Consider the following 16249-nt stretch of genomic DNA (forward strand, 5'->3'; position numbering starts at 1 on the left):
GACTGATGTGCCCCCGCCACCTTCGGGTGAAACACCGCGGGGACGCGTGACAACCGCTCCGCGCGGTGGCGCCGTCCACGCGACATCCGCGGGCCGACATCGGTAGGGTCCACACGCGTGCACCTCAAGAGCCTGACACTGCGGGGGTTCAAGTCCTTCGCCTCCGCCACGACGCTGCGCTTCGAGCCCGGCATCACCTGCGTCGTCGGCCCCAACGGCTCCGGGAAGTCCAACGTCGTCGACGCGCTGTCCTGGGTCATGGGGGAGCAGGGCGCCAAGTCGCTGCGCGGCGGCAAGATGGAGGACGTCATCTTCGCCGGTACCACGGGGCGGCCCCCGCTGGGCCGTGCCGAGGTCTCCTTGACCATCGACAACGCCGACGGGGCGCTCCCGATCGAGTACGCCGAGGTCACCATCACGCGGATCATGTTCCGCAACGGCGGCAGCGAGTACCAGATCAACGGAGAGACCTGCCGGCTGCTGGACATCCAGGAACTGCTGTCCGACTCCGGCATCGGGCGGGAGATGCACGTCATCGTCGGGCAGGGCCAGCTCGACGGTGTGCTGCACGCCGATCCCACCGGGCGGCGGGCGTTCATCGAGGAGGCCGCCGGCGTCCTCAAGCACCGCAAGCGCAAGGAGAAGGCGCTGCGGAAGCTGGACGCGATGCAGGCGAACCTGGCGCGGGTGCAGGACCTCACCGACGAACTGCGGCGGCAGCTCAAGCCGCTGGGCCGGCAGGCCGCCGCGGCACGCAAGGCCCAGGTGATCCAGGCCGAACTCCGGGACGCACGGCTGCGGCTGCTGGCGGACGACCTCGTCCAGCTGCGGGAGGCCCTGCGGACCGAGATCGCCGACGAGGCGGAGCTGAAGCGCCGCAAGGAGGACGCCGAGGCCCGGCTGAAGGAGGCGCTGCGGCGGGAGGCCGACCTCGAACAGCAGGTCCGTACGCTGGCGCCGCGGCTGGAGCGGGCGCAGCACACCTGGTACGAGCTCTCCCGGCTGGCCGAGCGGGTGCGCGGCACCGTGGGCCTGGCCGACCAGCGGGAGCAGCACGCCGCCGCGCCGCCCGCCGAGGAGCGGCGGGGCCGGGATCCGGAGGACATGGAGCGCGAGGCCGCGCGGATCCGCGAACAGGAGGCGGAGCTGGAGGCCGCGCTGGAGGCCGCGTCCACCGCGCTGGAGCAGACCGTCGCCCACCGCGCCGAGCTGGAGCGGCAGTTGGAGCAGGAGGAGCGCCGGCTGCGGGACGAGAGCCGGGCGCTCGCCGAGCGGCGCGAGGGGCTGGAGCGGCTGCGCGGCCGAGCGGGCGCCGCGCGCAGCCGGGCCGGTTCGGCGCAGGCCGAGATCGACCGGCTGGCGGCTGCCCGGGACGAGGCGCTCCAGCGGGCCGCCGAGGCGCAGGAGGAGTACGAGGCGCTGCGCGCCGAGGTGGAGGGGGACGGCGCCGAGGATGGTGACGACGGCGGTCTGGAGGGCGTCCACGAGGCCGCCAAGCGGGAACTGGCCGAGGCGGAGACGGCGTTCGGGTCGGCGCGGGACGCGCTCACCGCTGCCGAGCGGGAGCGGGCGGCGGTCTCGGCGCGGCACGACGCGCTGGCGCTGGGGCTGCGCCGCAAGGACGGCACCGGGGCGCTGCTCGCGGCGCGGGACCGGCTGACCGGGCTGCTGGGCCCGGCGGCCGAACTGCTGACCGTCACCCCGGGGTACGAGCTGCCGATAGCGGCGGCGCTGGGCGAGGCCGCCGACGCCGTCGTCGTCGAGACGGTTTCGGCCGCGACGGAGGCGCTGCGGCTGCTGCGCAAGGAGGAGGGCGGCCGGGCCGCGCTGCTGGTCGGGGAGCCGGGGGATCCGGGCGCTGCCGCCGGGCCCGGTACCGGCGCCGGGGTCGGCCGGGACGCCGTCTCGCTGGTCGCCGCGCCGGAGGCGATCCGCCCCGCGGTGGCGGCGCTGCTGCGCGGGACGGTCGTCGTCGACACGATCGAGGACGCCGAGGCGCTGGTGGGCGCGCGGCCGGAGCTGACGGCGGTGACGGCCGAGGGCGACATCGTGGGGGCGCACTTCGCCAAGGGCGGTTCCGAGGGCGCGCCCAGTCTGCTGGAGGCGCAGGCCGCGGTGGACGAGGCGGCGGCGGAGCTGACGCGGCTGGATACGCGCTGCGCCGCGCTCGCCGAGGAGCAGGAGCGCGCGAAGGAGCGCCGGCGTGCGTGCGCGGCGCGCGTGGAGGAGTTGGGCACGCGGCTCAGCGCGGCGGAGCGGGAGAAGTCCCGGATGGCCGGGCGGCTCGGCACGCTCGGCGGCCAGGCCCGTGCGGCACGGGGGGAGGCGGACCGGGCGGCGGCCGCGGTCGGCAAGGCACAGGAGGCGCTGGAGCGGGAGACACGGCAGGCCGAGGAGCTGGCGGAGCAGCTGGCGGTGGCCGAGGAGGAGCAGGAGGCGGAGGGCGCCGCCGAGCCGGACACCTCGGTGCGGGACCGGCTGTCGGCGGATGCGGCCAACGCGCGGCAGACGGAGATGGAGGCGCGGCTCCAGGTCCGTACGCACGAGGAGCGGGTCAAGTCGCTGGCGGGGCGCGCGGATTCGCTGGACCGCGGCGCGCGGGCGGAGCGGGAGGCGCGGGCGCGCGCCGAGGCACGGCGGGCCCGGCTGCGGCACGAGGCGGAGATCGCCGGGGCCGTGGCCTCCGGCGCGCGGCAGCTGCTCGCGCACATCGAGGCGTCCGTGGAGCGCGCCGGGCAGGAGCGGGAGGACGCCGAGCGGGCGAAGGCGGAGCGCGAGCAGGCGCTGGCCGCCGAGCGCGAGCGGGGCCGCGAGCTGAAGGACGAGCTGGACAAGCTCACGGACTCGGTGCACAAGGGCGAGGTGCTCGGTGCCGAGAAGCGGATGCGGATCGAGCAGCTGGAGGCCAAGGCGCTGGAGGAGCTGGGGGTCGAGCCCGCCGGGCTGGTGCGGGACTACGGCCCGGACCAGCCGGTGCCGCCGCCGGCCGAGGGCGAGGAGGCCGATCCGCAGGCGCAGCCCGTCCCGTTCGTCCGGGCCGAGCAGGAGAAGCGGCTGAAGGCGGCCGAGCGCGCCTACCAGAAGCTCGGCAAGATCAACCCGCTGGCGCTGGAGGAGTTCGCGGCGCTGGAGGAGCGGCACCAGTTCCTCAGCGAGCAGCTGGAGGACCTGAAGAAGACGCGCGCCGATCTGCTCCAGGTCGTCAAGGAGGTCGACGAGCGGGTCGAGCAGGTCTTCACCGAGGCGTACCACGACACGGCGCGCGAGTTCGAGGGCGTCTTCTCCCGGCTGTTCCCGGGCGGTGAGGGCCGGCTGGTGCTCACGGACCCGGACGACATGCTGACCACCGGGGTCGATGTGGAGGCCCGTCCTCCGGGCAAGAAGGTCAAGCGGCTCTCGCTGCTGTCGGGTGGCGAGCGGTCGCTGACGGCGGTGGCGCTGCTGGTGTCCATCTTCAAGGCGCGGCCGAGCCCCTTCTATGTGATGGACGAGGTCGAGGCGGCGCTGGACGACACCAATCTCCAGCGGCTGATCCGGATCATGGAGGAGCTGAAGGACAGCTCGCAGCTCATCGTGATCACGCACCAGAAGCGCACGATGGAGGTCGCCGACGCGCTCTACGGCGTCTCGATGCAGGGCGACGGCGTCTCCAAGGTGATCAGCCAGCGGCTCGGCTGAGGCGGGCCCAACCGGCCCCGCCCGCACGGGCGTTGACCCCTCCGGGGCCACCGGTCTCCCTTCTGGGAGCGGTTCCCGGAGGGGTTTTCTTCATGCTTCTAACGCAGCCCTCCACGGCGTGTGTCCGGGTTCGCACGGAGCCCCCTATTGACTTCGATACGTGAAGGCATACAGTCGATGGCGCCACCCGAGCATTCAAGCTGTGTCGCCTCTTGCGGGCGTCGTCCCCGAAGGTGGCGTCCCCCCACCGGCTTCCCACCGGCACCGTCGCCGGACCTCAGGAGAAGAACGTGACCAGCACCGCGCAACCAGCGCCGACAGCGCGGTCCGAGGTGAGCGTGCCGTCCGCGCCGCACCTCGGCCGAGTCGTCTTCATCACCGCCGCGGCCGCCATGGGCGGCTTCCTCTTCGGCTACGACAGCTCAGTGATCAACGGCGCCGTGGAGGCCGTCCGGGGCCGCTTCGACGTCGGCTCCGCCCTCCTCGCGCAGGTCATCGCCGCCGCGCTGATCGGCAGCGCGATAGGCGCCGCGATAGCCGGACGGGTCGCCGACCGCATCGGCCGCATCCCGGTCATGCGGATCGCCGCCGTCCTGTTCACCGTCAGCGCCGTCGGCTCCGCGCTGCCCTTCGCCCTGTGGGACCTCGCCCTGTGGCGTGTGCTGGGCGGCATCGCCATCGGCATGGCCTCCGTCATCGGCCCCGCCTACATCGCGGAGGTCTCCCCGCCCGCCTACCGCGGCCGGCTCGCCTCCTTCCAGCAGGGCGCCATCGTCCTCGGCATCGCCGTCTCCCAGCTGGTGAACTGGGGCATCCTCAACCTCGCCGGCGGAGACCAGCGCGGCACCCTGGCCGGCCTGGAAGCCTGGCAGTGGATGCTCGGGATCATGGTCGTCCCGGCCGTCGGCTACTTCCTGCTGTCCTTCACCATCCCCGAATCGCCCCGCTTTCTGATCTCCGCCGGACGCGAGGCCGACGCCCGGCGGGTCCTCGCCGGTGTCGAGGGGGAGCACGGCGGACTCGGCGCACGCGTCCGCGAGATCGAGACGGCGATGCGCACCGAGCACCGGTCCACCTTCCGGGACCTGCTGGGCGGCCGCGCCGGACTGCTGCCCATCGTCTGGATCGGCATCGGGCTCTCCGTCTTCCAGCAGCTCGTCGGCATCAACGTCGTCTTCTACTACTCCTCGACGCTGTGGCAGTCGGTGGGCATCAACCCCGAGAGCTCGTTCTTCTACTCGTTCACGACCTCGATCGTGAACATCGCCGGCACCGTCGTCGCGATGCTGTGCGTCGACAGGATCGGCCGCAAGCCGCTCGCGCTGATCGGCTCCGCCGGTATGACCGTCTCCCTGGCCGCCGTCGCCTGGGCGTTCGCCGCCCGGACCGGCTCCGGCGACGACGTCACCCTGCCCGATGTGCAGGGCGCCGTCGCGCTCGTCGGCGCGCACGTCTTCACCCTGTTCTTCGCCCTCTCCTGGGGCGTCGTCGTGTGGGTGCTGCTCGGCGAGATCTTCCCGAGCCGGATCCGGGCCGCCGCGCTCGGCGTCGCCGCCGGCGCCCAGTGGATCGCCAACTGGGCCATCACCGCCAGCTTCCCGAGCCTGTCGGAGTGGAACCTGTCGTCCACGTACGTCGTCTACACCGTCTTCGCCCTGCTCTCGATCCCGTTCATCCTCAAGTGGGTGCCGGAGACCAAGGGCAAGGCGTTGGAGGAGATGGGCTGATCAACCCCGCCCTGCCCACTCCTCGCCGCGGGCGCCGGCCCGGACAGCCGGGGCGGCGCCCGCGACCGCTACGCGGACAGCTCGCCCAGCCGCGGCACGACCTTCTCCACCAGCAGCCGCAGCGAACTCCAGCCCTCCTCGACGGGCATGCCGCCGCACAGCGGATGCAGCAGCAACTGCCGCTCGCCCGCGTCCGGTTGCCGGGACAGCAGCTCAAGACACTCGTCCGGCGTCACGAACCGGTACACGCCCTCCTCGCGCAGCTCCTCCACCGTGCCGGACCGCGTACGCATCAGCGAACGTGCGTCCGCCTCCTGCCACGAGGCGTACCGCTGTGCCTCGTACAGGAAGTGCTGCCCCAGCTCGGCCCAGGCCCGCTCCGGATCCTCGGTCAGATGCAGCGTCGGCAGCTCCTCGGGCGGCATCAGGCACAGCGGCGTACTGCCGTGCTCGGCGCACCGCTCCTCGTAGTAGCGGGCCAGCTCGGGCAGGTGCGCCGGCAGGAACAGCGGCAGCCCCAGCCGGGCGGCACGCCGCGCCGTGGGACGGGAGCCGCCGCCGACGCACAGCATCGGATGCGGACTGCTGTGCGGCCGCGGCGTCACCCGCACCCGCCGGCCCCGGTAGGTGAACGGCTCGCCCGTCCAGGCCGCCAGCACGGTCTCCAGCATCTCGTCCTGGAGCGCACCGCGGCGCGCGAAGTCCAGGCCGAACGCCTCGTACTCCTCGGGCCGGTAGCCGATGCCGGCCACCGTCATCAGCCGCCCGCCGCCGACCAGGTCCAGCACCGCCAGCTCCTCCGCCAGCCGCAGCGGGTCGTACAGCGGGCCCAGGATCGCGCAGGCCGCCACGGCGACGCGCCGGGTGCGGCCGAGCAGGGCACCGGCCAGGGTCAGCGGGGAGGGCAGCCAGCCGTCCTCGGAACCGTGGTGCTCCTCGACCATGAGAGAGGTCACACCCTGCTCGTCGGCGTATCCGGCCATCTCCAGTGCCGCCCGGTAGCGCTCGCCCGGTGGCTCGGGAGGGGCCGCCGGCGAAGAAGCGGGCGGGTGTACGAGGTTGAAGCGGATGTTGCTCATCACTGTCGGCACGGTCACGTGGACACCCCTGTTCAGCCGTCGGTACGGCGCGGACCGTAGCGAAGCGCGCACGAAGAGGGAATGGCCCCGAAGCACGGACGGTGGCGGATACTGGTTCCGCTATGGAAATCGTCATCCTTGTTGTAGTCATCGCCGTGGTCCTGGTGGGCGCCGCCGCCGGGCTCGTCGTCAGCGCGGGCCGCCGGAAGAAGGCGGCCGGCACCGAGCAGCCGGCGCCCCCCACGGCCACCACGACCGAGACCCGCACCGCCGAACCCCACGTCGGTGAGGAGGCCGAGGGCACCACGGAAGGTGCCCGCAGAACCATCGAGGAGGTCGGCCTTCCCGAGGCCGAGAGGGAGCCCGAGGCCGAGGCCGCGCCGGCCCCCGCCGCCCCCGCCGAGCCCGAGGTCGAGATCCCGGCCCCCGCCGCCGGCCGGCTGGTCCGGCTGCGCGCCCGGCTCTCCCGCTCCCAGAACTCCCTCGGCAAGGGCCTGCTGACCCTGCTCTCGCGGGAACACCTGGACGAGGAGACCTGGGAAGAGGTCGAGGACACCCTGCTGACCGCCGACGTCGGCGTCGGCCCCACCCAGGAACTCGTCGAGCGGCTGCGCGAGCGCGTCAAGGTCCTCGGCACCCGCAGCCCGGAGGAACTGCGCGGTCTGCTGCGCGAGGAACTCCTCACCCTCGTCGGCCCGGACATGGACCGCACCGTCCACACCGAGGCGCAGGGCGCCGACGACCGGCCGGGCGTCGTCCTCGTCGTCGGCGTCAACGGCACCGGCAAGACCACCACGACGGGCAAGCTCGCCCGGGTCCTGGTGGCGGACGGCAAGTCCGTCGTGCTCGGCGCCGCCGACACCTTCCGCGCCGCCGCCGCCGACCAGCTGGAGACCTGGGGTACCCGTGTGGGCGCCCGCACGGTGCGCGGCCCGGAGGCCGGCGACCCGGCGTCCGTCGCCTTCGACGCGGTCAAGCAGGGCACCGAGGCGAGCGCCGACGTCGTCCTGATCGACACCGCGGGGCGGCTGCACACCAAGACCGGCCTGATGGACGAGCTGGGCAAGGTCAAGCGCGTCGTCGAGAAGCAGGGCCCGGTGGACGAGGTGCTGCTGGTCCTGGACGCGACCACCGGCCAGAACGGGCTCGTGCAGGCCCGGGTGTTCGCCGAGGTCGTGGACATCACCGGCATCGTGCTCACCAAGCTGGACGGCACGGCCAAGGGCGGCATCGTCGTCTCCGTGCAGCGCGAGCTGGGCGTGCCCGTCAAGCTCGTGGGCCTGGGCGAAGGCGCCGACGACCTCGCGCCGTTCGAGCCGGAGGCCTTCGTGGACGCGCTCGTCGAGGAGGCGTGAGCGCACCGGTGCCCCGGCCTCCGGCCGACCGCACCCCCGCGTTCGCGCTGCCCGCACCGCAGCCCCTTCCGCACCGACCGGAGCCGTCGCGGCGTACCCCCGTACCGCCGCGGCGGCTCCGTCCTGTGCGGCCCGGTGCCGGCCCGTTCAGCGGGTGGCCGAGCGGTGGCACACGTAGGCCAGCGTGCCCAGCAGCAGCCGGGCCTGCGGCGGGCGGCGCCGCTCCGGTGCCGGCGCCCGCAGCCAGCGCACCGGGCCGTCGCCGGCCAGGTCCGAGGGGGGAGCGGTGATGTACTCGCCGGCGCCCCGCGCCCGCAGATCCAGTCCCGCGTCGTCCCAGCCCATCCGGTAGAGCAGCTCGGGCAGTTCGGCGGCGGCGCCCGGCGCGACGAGGAACCAGGCCCGGCCGTGCGGGGTGGCCGCGACCGGGCCCAGCGGCAGGCCCATCCGCTCCAGCCGGGCGAGCGCGCCGCGCGCCGGCGCGTCCGCCACATCGATCACGTCGAACGCGCGCCCGGTCGGCAGCAGGACGGCCGCGCCGGGCACCTGCGCCCAGGCGTCCGTGGCCTCGGCGAGCGTCGAGCCGGCCGGCACTTCCAGACCGGCGTCCAGCGGATGCGCGCCGGGCGAGGGGCAGACGCCCGCACCGCACGAGCACCGCAGCCGTCCGCCGGAGCGGGCCGCCCGCGCCCCCGGCACCACGTCCCAGCCCCACAGGCCGGTGTACTCGGCGACCGCGGTGCACACCGAGGTGCGGGCACGCTTCCGCGCACCGGGCCGCGTCAATTCCCTGATCTCACGCAGACCGCCGAGACCACCGATGGCGCCGATCGTGAAGCCCATGCTCCCTCCAACGGGTCCCCTCAGCCTGTAGTTACGAGCGACGCTGCGCACAGTGACGACCGGACGGCGAGCGGAGCGGCCGTGACTCCGCGCAGGCGTTCCAGGGCGTCAAGTCAAGCGGCTGGAGAGGCTCCCGGGTTCATTCGAAGGGGTGGCGAATGGTGGCGATTTCCCGACCGCACTCGCGCGACTCGTGATCGTAGGATTACTTTCGGTGCACACAGTGGAGAGCAACTCTGCGGCCGGACCCGTCGGTTGGGGCTCCGCTGCCGGATGTGACCGGCAGCCGGGCGGCACCGCCGACGCGTCCCGGGAGCGCCGGACGGCGGTCCCGCACACGGCCGCGAGGCGGAGTGGGGGCGTGTCCCGTGAACGACGGTGGCCAGGCCGGCAAGTGCCCGAACGAACGGCTGGGCTCGTGGTTCCTGCGCAGTGGGTGGTCCAAGGGCGAGCTGGCCCGTCAGGTCAACCGCCGTGCGCGGCAGTGCGGTGCGCACCACATCAGTACCGACACCTCGCGGGTACGCCGCTGGCTGGACGGCGAACAGCCGCGCGAGCCCATCCCGCGCATCCTGTCCGAGCTGTTCTCCGAGCGCTTCGGCTGCGTCGTCGCGGTCGAGGACCTCGGTCTGCGGCCCGCCCGGCAGTCCCCCGCGGCCTCCGGGGTCGACCTGCCCTGGGCCGGGCCGCAGACCGTGGCACTCATCAGCGACTTCACCCGCAGCGATCTGATGCTGGGGCGCGGCGGATTCCTCGGCGCCTCCCTGACGATGTCCGCCGGGCCCGCGCTCATCGAGCCGCTGCAACGGTGGCTGGTGCCGGCACCCGCCGGTGAGGCCCCCGCCGGCGCACCGTCCGGCGCCGCCCGGCGCGCCCCCCGGCTGTCCGGCCCGGAGCTGGAACTGCTGGAGCAGACGACCGGCATGTTCCGCAGCTGGGACGCGCAGTGCGGCGGAGGGCTGCGCCGCAAGGCCGTCGTCGGGCAGCTGCACGAGGTCACCGAGCTGCTCCAGGAGCGCCACCCCGAGCCGGTACGGCGGCGGCTGTTCCGGGTCACCGCCGAACTCGCCGAGCTCGCCGGGTGGATGAGCTACGACATCGGGATGCAGCCCATCGCGCAGAAGTACTTCGTGCTCGCGCTGCACGCCGCCAAGGAGGCCGGGGACCGGCCGCTGGGCTCCTATGTGCTCAGCAAGATGGCCCGCCAGATGATCCACCTGGGCCGCGCCGAGGACGCCCTGGAGCTGATCCACCTCGCCCAGTACGGCAGCCGGGAGGGCTCGACGCCCCGGACGCAGGCGATGCTGCACGCGCTGGAGGCCCGCGCCTACGCCAACATGGGCCAGCCGGGCAAGTGCAAGCGGGCCGTGCGGATGGCCGAGGACACCTTCGCCGACACCGGTGCGCACGACGGCGACCCGGACTGGATCCGCTTCTTCTCCGAGGCCGAGCTGTACGCGGAGAACGCCCACTCCTACCGGGATCTCGCCTACTCGGCCGGGCGCAGCCCCAGCTACGCCTCGCTCGCACGGCCCGTGATGGAGCGCGCCGTCGAACTGTTCGGGCGTGAGGCCGCGGAGACCGAGGGCGGCGGCCACCAGCGCTCCTACGCGCTCAACCTCATCGGCATGGCCAGCGTGCATCTGCTCCAGCGCGAACCGGAGGAGTGCGCGGCCCGTGCCGCCCAAGCCATCGATGTCGCCGGGCAGTTGCGCTCCGAGCGGGTCAACAACCGGCTGCGGCGCACCGCGGCCGGCGCCGTGCGGGAATTCGGGCGCAGCGGTGAGGTCGTGCACCTGAGCGAGCGGCTGCGTACCGAGCTGCCCGAGAACGAGTACGCGCGGGCGGCCGCGGGCTGAACCGGCCGCGGGCCGGAACGGCCGCCGGGTCGACGCCCCCCCCCGGCGCGCTCCGCCGCCGGTGCTCCGGCGCGCCCCGGCCGTGCCGTCGCTCTGCCGCGGCGGTGCCGTTCCGTCCGGGCCCGGGCGCGCGCGGCCCGCGAGCGGCGCACGACACCTCCCCGTAACGCACCGGGCCGCGATGTCACCGCGGGGAAACACCGGACGGCACCGCTGGAAACCGCGCTCGGCGAATCTGGCGCACACGACCCGCCCCGGGCCCTGTGCGCGGGGCGTGACCCGCTCGACGCCGAGGAGCCGAAGTGAACGGCGCGGACACCGCCTTCGTCCTGATCAGCGCAGCACTGGTGATGCTGATGACACCCGGCCTCGCCTTCTTCTACGGAGGCATGGTCCGGGTCAAGAGCGCACTCAACATGCTGATGATGTCCTTCGTCTCGCTGGGCATCGTCAGCGTCCTGTGGGTGCTCTACGGCTATTCCCTGGCCTTCGGGCCGGACGTCGGGGGCGTCGTCGGCTCCCTCGATCTCGCCGGCCTGCGGGGGATCTCCGCCGGGACCCTCACCGGCGAGGACGGCATCCCCGTGCTCGCCTTCGTCCTCTTCCAGATGATGTTCGCCGTCCTCACCCCGGCACTGATGAGCGGGGCGCTCGCGGACCGGGTGAAGTTCGGCGCCTGGGCGGTGTTCCTCGCACTGTGGGTCACCGCCGTCTACTTCCCCGTCGCGCACTGGGTGTGGGCAGACGGCGGCTGGCTGCACGAGCTGGAGGTCGTCGACTTCGCCGGCGGGACGGCCGTGCACATCAACGCCGGGGCCGGGGCGCTCGCCGCCGTCCTCGTGGTCGGCCGCCGCCTCGGCTTCCCCGCCGAACCCATGCGGCCGCACAGCCTTCCGCTGGTCGTCCTGGGGGCGGCGCTGCTGTGGTTCGGCTGGTTCGGGTTCAACGCCGGCTCCGCGCTCGCCGCCGACGGCAGCGCCGCCACCATGGCGCTCAACACCCAGATCGCCACCGGCGCCGCCGTCTGCGGCTGGCTCGTCCACGAGCGGCTGCGGCACGGCGCGTGCACCACGCTCGGCGCGGCCTCCGGAGCCGTCGCCGGGCTCGTTGCCATCACACCGGCGGGCGCCGACGTCAGCCCGCTGGGCGCGCTGCTGACCGGCCTCGTCGCCGGGCTGGTCTGTGCCTGGGCCGTGGGCCGGAAGGTCGCGCTCGGCTTCGACGACTCCCTCGACGTCGTCGGTGTCCATCTCGTCGGCGGCCTCGTCGGGACCCTGCTGGTCGGCTTCCTCGCCGTCGACGGCGTGGGCGGCCTCGAACAGTTCGGCAAGCAGGCCCTCGGCGCCTTCTCCGTCCTGGCCTTCTCCTTCGTCGTCTCCTGGCTGCTGGCCCAGCTCGTGCACAGGACGATCGGGTTCCGCGCCGAGGCGGAGGACGAGCGCGCGGGCGTCGACCGGGCCTATCACGCGGAGACCGCCTACGACTTCGGCGCCGTCGGCTCCTCGGCCCGCCCCCGCACATCCGTGGCGCGGCCCGTCTCCCGGATCGCGGCGGTGCCGCCCGGCACGGACGGCGCCAAGGTGGACGTGAGCGCGGAGGTGTGAGCGCCCACAGCTGAGCGCGGACGCCTGACCGCCCTCAGCTGTCCGACTGCCTCCATGGGGGCGCGGAATTTCCGAGCGGGCACATATGAGGCACATCACCGGAGCGGGCGGGCAGCTGCGCCGCCTCGCCGCGCTCGGGTCCTGCCCGGCCACCCGGTGTGCCGCGCCCGGCACCCGAGGAGAGCCCGGCCGGGCCGCCGCCACGGGGGAGGGCGCGGGCCCGGGCGGGCGGGGCCCGGGTGCGGCGGGGAATCCGGCAGGCGGGGATGCCCGTGCGGCGCGGGCGGATACCCTTGGCAGGACTGACCCCCGCCATCGACCCGAGGACCGACGAGCGCTGTGTTCGATACCCTTTCCGACCGCCTGAGTGCGACGTTCAAGAACCTCCGGGGCAAAGGGCGCCTCAGCGAGGCGGACATCGACGCCACCGCCCGCGAGATCCGTATCGCTCTGCTGGAAGCGGACGTGGCCCTTCCTGTCGTCCGCGCCTTCATCAAGCAGGTGAAGGAGAGGGCGCTCGGTGCGGAGGTCTCCAAGGCTCTCAACCCCGCCCAGCAGTTCATCAAGATCGTCAACGAGGAACTGATCGGCGTCCTCGGCGGCGAGACCCGTCGGCTGCGGTTCGCGAAGACCCCGCCGACCGTGATCATGCTCGCCGGCCTCCAGGGCGCCGGCAAGACCACCCTGGCCGGGAAGCTCGGCCTGTGGCTCAAGCAGCAGGGCCACACCCCGATGCTGGTCGCGGCCGACTTGCAGCGGCCCAACGCCGTCAACCAGCTGTCGGTGGTGGCCGAGCGCGCGGGTGTCGCCGTCTTCGCGCCGGAGCCGGGCAACGGCGTCGGCGATCCCGTCCGGGTCGCGCAGGACTCGATCACCTACGCGCGGGACAAGCAGCACGACGTGGTCATCGTCGACACCGCCGGCCGGCTCGGTATCGACCAGGAACTGATGCAGCAGGCGGCGGACATCCGCGACGCCGTCTCGCCCGACGAGATCCTCTTCGTCGTCGACGCCATGATCGGCCAGGACGCCGTCTCCACCGCCGAGGCGTTCCGCGACGGCGTGGGCTTCGACGGTGTCGTGCTCTCCAAGCTCGACGGTGACGCCCGCGGTGGTGCGGCCCTCTCGGTCGCCCAGGTCACCGGCAAGCAGATCATGTTCGCCTCGAACGGCGAGAAGCTCGACGACTTCGACGCCTTCCACCCCGACCGGATGGCCTCGCGCATCCTCGGCATGGGCGACATGCTCACCCTGATCGAGAAGGCCGAGCAGACCTTCAGCCAGCAAGAGGCCGAGAAGATGGCCGCCAAGCTGGCGAAGGGCCCCAAGGAGTTCACGCTCGACGACTTCCTGGCGCAGATGGAGCAGGTCCGCAAGATGGGCTCGCTCTCCAAGCTGCTCGGCATGATGCCCGGCATGGGCCAGATGAAGGACCAGATCAACAACCTCGACGAGCGCGAGGTCGACCGCACCGCGGCCATCATCAAGTCCATGACGCCCGCCGAGCGCGCCGAACCGACGCTCATCAACGGCTCGCGCAGGGCCCGTATCGCCCGCGGTTCCGGCGTGGACGTCAGCGCCGTCAAGAACCTCGTCGAGCGCTTCTTCGAGGCCCGCAAGATGATGTCGAAGATGGCCCAGGGTGGCGGCATGCCCGGAATGCCCGGCATGCCGGGCCAGGGCGGCGGCTCCAAGAAGAAGGGCAAGCAGCAGAAGAAGGCCAAGGGCAAGCGCCAGTCCGGCAACCCGATGAAGCGCAAGCAGCAGGAGGAGGCCGCCGCCGCACGCAAGGCCGACTCCGACGGCAACGCCTTCGGTATCCCCGGCCCCGGCCAGGACGCGGGCAGCTTCGAACTGCCGCAGGAGTTCAAGGACATGCTGCCCCCGAAGTGAACCCGCCGTGACGGGGGCGGATGATGACAGGCATGTCGTCCATGCCGCCACGTGTCTACATCCGTCCCCCGCAGGCCACCGACGCCCGGCTCTACAGCGAGGCCGTCGTCCGGTCCGCCGACCACCTCAGGCCCTGGAACCCCGTCGAGCCCGACGGCCTTCCCGACCTGCTGCGCCGCCAGGGCCCCACCCTGCGGACGTTCATGATCTTCGACCGGGAGGACGACGGCCTCGTCGGCAGGGTCAACGTCGCCAACATCGTCCGCGCCCGCTTCCGCAACGGTGCGCTCGGCTACGACAGCTACCTTCCCTACGCCGGCACCGGACGTATGACCGAAGGGCTCCGGCTCGTCGTCACCCGCTGCTTCGCGCCCGTACCCGAAGGGCTCGGACTGCACCGCCTGGAGATCAACGTCCAGCCGGAGAACTCCCGCTCCCTCGCCCTCGCCAAGCGCCTCGGCTTCCGCCACGAGGGGTTCTCGCCGCGCATGCTCTACCTCAACGACGCCTGGCGCGACCACGAACGCTTCGCCCTCACCGCCGAGGAATGGCCGCCGGCTCCCTCCGGCACATCCGTCACCTCCGACGCCGTCTGACACCCCGGCGCACGCCCCCGCGCGCCCCGCCCAGGGGAAAACCGGCCGGACGCGCGACGTGCCCGGCCCTACGATGCCCGGCATGGCAAAGACACCCGTCCTCACGCCCAGGGCGCAGGACTTCCCGCGCTGGTACCAGGAGTTGGTGAACAAGGCGGAGCTGGCCGAGAACGGGCCGGTGCGCGGGACGATGGTGATCCGACCGTACGGCTACGGCATCTGGGAACGCATGCAGGCCGGCCTGGACGCACGCATCAAGGAGACGGGCGTACAGAACGCCTACTTCCCGCTGCTGATCCCGCAGTCCTACATGACGAAGGAGGCCGAGCACGTCGAAGGCTTCTCGCCGGAGCTGGCCGTCGTCACCCACGGCGGCGGCAAGGAGCTGGAGGAGCCCGCCGTCGTCCGGCCCACCTCCGAGACGATCGTCAACGAGTACTTCGCCAAGTGGGTGCACAGCTACCGCGATCTGCCGCTGCTGATCAACCAGTGGGCCAACGTGGTCCGTTGGGAGATGCGGCCCCGGCTGTTCCTGCGCACCTCCGAATTCCTCTGGCAGGAAGGTCACACGGCGCACGCCACCTACGAGGAGGCGCGCGACTTCGCGGCCCGCATCCACCGCGACGTGTACGCCGCCTTCATGACCGACGTCCTGGCCGTCGACGTCGTGCCCGGCCGCAAGACCGCACGCGAACGCTTCGCCGGAGCCCTCAACACGCTCACCCTGGAGGCGATGATGGACGACGGCAAGGCCCTCCAGATGGGCACCAGCCACGAACTCGGCCAGAACTTCGCCCGCGCCTTCAACACCGTCCACACCACCCGCGACGGCCGCCGGGAACACGTCTGGCAGACCTCCTGGGGCAGCACGACACGCATGCTCGGCGCCCTGGTCATGGCGCACGGCGACGACGACGGCCTGCGGCTGCCGCCGCTGCTCGCCCCGCAGCAGGTCGTCGTCCTCGCCGTCAAGGGCGACGAGCCCGTGCTCGCGCGGGTGCGCGAACTGGCCGCGCGGCTGCGCGTCGAGGGCCTGCGCGTACACGTCGACGACCGCACGGACGTCCCCTTCGGCCGCCGCGCGGTCGACTGGGAGCTCAAGGGCGTGCCCTTCCGCGTGGAGATCGGGCCGCGCGACCTCGACGATCCGTCGGGAGCCGGGGGAACCGCGACCCTGGTGCGGCGCGTTCCCGGTACCAAGGAGCAGCGCCCGCTCGCGGAACTGCCCGCGCTGCTGCCCGGCCTCGTACAGGAGGACCAGGCGCTGCTGCTGCGCCGCACACGCGAGCGGCGTACGGAGCGCACCAGCGACGTGCGTACCATCGACGAGGCCGCACAGGCAGCGGCGGCCGGCGGCTGGGCCCGCATCCCCTGGGCCCTGCTCGGCCCGGAAGGCGAGCGGCAGCTGGCGGCGCGGTCGGTGACGGTGCGCTGTCTCACCGCGGAGGACGGCACCGTCCCGGCCGAGGACGACGCCCCGGGGAACCTGGCCCTGGTGGCCCGCGCCTACTGACGCGGGGGCCCGCCCCGACGAGCGGAGCACGAGCGGGCACGGCACCGGCGCGGCCGGACCGCGAAACGTCCCGGGATGCGCCCGGTGCCGCGCTTCCGGGAT

Annotated in this window: 10 protein-coding genes; 8 read left to right on the forward strand and 2 right to left on the reverse strand. The window is 73.1% G+C overall.

Annotated features, from left to right (window positions below; genetic code table 11):
- The first annotated feature begins 117 nt into the window (after positions 1-117).
- Both smc and SCA03_RS20515 read left to right on the forward strand, forming a co-directional pair.
- Positions 118-3678, forward strand: coding sequence for a chromosome segregation protein SMC (gene smc / locus SCA03_RS20510; RefSeq protein ID WP_086813978.1), 3561 nt, complete (start codon positions 118-120; stop codon positions 3676-3678).
- A gap of 290 nt (positions 3679-3968) precedes the next feature.
- Positions 3969-5405: a sugar porter family MFS transporter gene (locus tag SCA03_RS20515; protein ID WP_030884289.1), complete on the forward strand. Its 1437-nt coding sequence runs from the start codon at positions 3969-3971 to the stop codon at positions 5403-5405.
- Positions 5406-5473: 68 nt separating this feature from the next.
- Here the strand turns inward: SCA03_RS20515 and SCA03_RS20520 are convergent, their stop codons facing one another.
- Complete coding sequence (locus SCA03_RS20520; protein ID WP_030893714.1) at positions 5474-6484, reverse strand: LLM class flavin-dependent oxidoreductase; 1011 nt, start codon at positions 6482-6484, stop codon at positions 5474-5476.
- A gap of 122 nt (positions 6485-6606) precedes the next feature.
- On the opposite strand from SCA03_RS20520, the gene ftsY reads away from it, so the two are divergent.
- On the forward strand, positions 6607-7839 hold the full coding sequence (ftsY, locus tag SCA03_RS20525; RefSeq protein ID WP_030884283.1) for a signal recognition particle-docking protein FtsY: 1233 nt from the start codon (positions 6607-6609) through the stop codon (positions 7837-7839).
- Between the two features lie 147 nt (positions 7840-7986).
- On the opposite strand, the gene SCA03_RS20530 is transcribed toward ftsY, so the two are convergent.
- Positions 7987-8682 (reverse strand): bifunctional DNA primase/polymerase, encoded by a 696-nt coding sequence (locus SCA03_RS20530; RefSeq protein ID WP_086813974.1) that lies wholly within the window; start codon positions 8680-8682, stop codon positions 7987-7989.
- 368 nt (positions 8683-9050) lie between these two features.
- Between SCA03_RS20530 and nsdA the strand changes: the two genes are divergently transcribed.
- From nsdA to proS, 5 genes are all read left to right on the forward strand, one after another.
- On the forward strand, positions 9051-10541 hold the full coding sequence (gene nsdA, locus SCA03_RS20535; RefSeq protein WP_030884278.1) for a transcriptional repressor NsdA: 1491 nt from the start codon (positions 9051-9053) through the stop codon (positions 10539-10541).
- Between the two features lie 302 nt (positions 10542-10843).
- Positions 10844-12145 carry an ammonium transporter gene (locus SCA03_RS20540; protein WP_086813972.1) on the forward strand — a complete coding sequence of 434 codons (1302 nt, stop codon included), beginning with the start codon at positions 10844-10846 and terminating at the stop codon, positions 12143-12145.
- A gap of 339 nt (positions 12146-12484) precedes the next feature.
- The gene (ffh, locus tag SCA03_RS20545; RefSeq protein ID WP_030884272.1) at positions 12485-14038 is read left to right on the forward strand and encodes a signal recognition particle protein; all 1554 of its coding nucleotides are present in this window, start codon (positions 12485-12487) and stop codon (positions 14036-14038) included.
- A 41-nt stretch (positions 14039-14079) separates the two neighbouring features.
- Complete coding sequence (locus SCA03_RS20550; RefSeq protein ID WP_051846865.1) at positions 14080-14634, forward strand: GNAT family N-acetyltransferase; 555 nt, start codon at positions 14080-14082, stop codon at positions 14632-14634.
- Between the two features lie 82 nt (positions 14635-14716).
- Positions 14717-16147, forward strand: a complete 1431-nt coding sequence (gene proS / locus SCA03_RS20555; protein ID WP_086814001.1) for a proline--tRNA ligase — start codon at positions 14717-14719, stop codon at positions 16145-16147.
- Positions 16148-16249 lie beyond the last annotated feature (102 nt).

Origin of the sequence: Streptomyces cacaoi (genome assembly GCF_006539165.1) — a bacterium.
Classification (GTDB): domain Bacteria; phylum Actinomycetota; class Actinomycetes; order Streptomycetales; family Streptomycetaceae; genus Streptomyces; species Streptomyces cacaoi.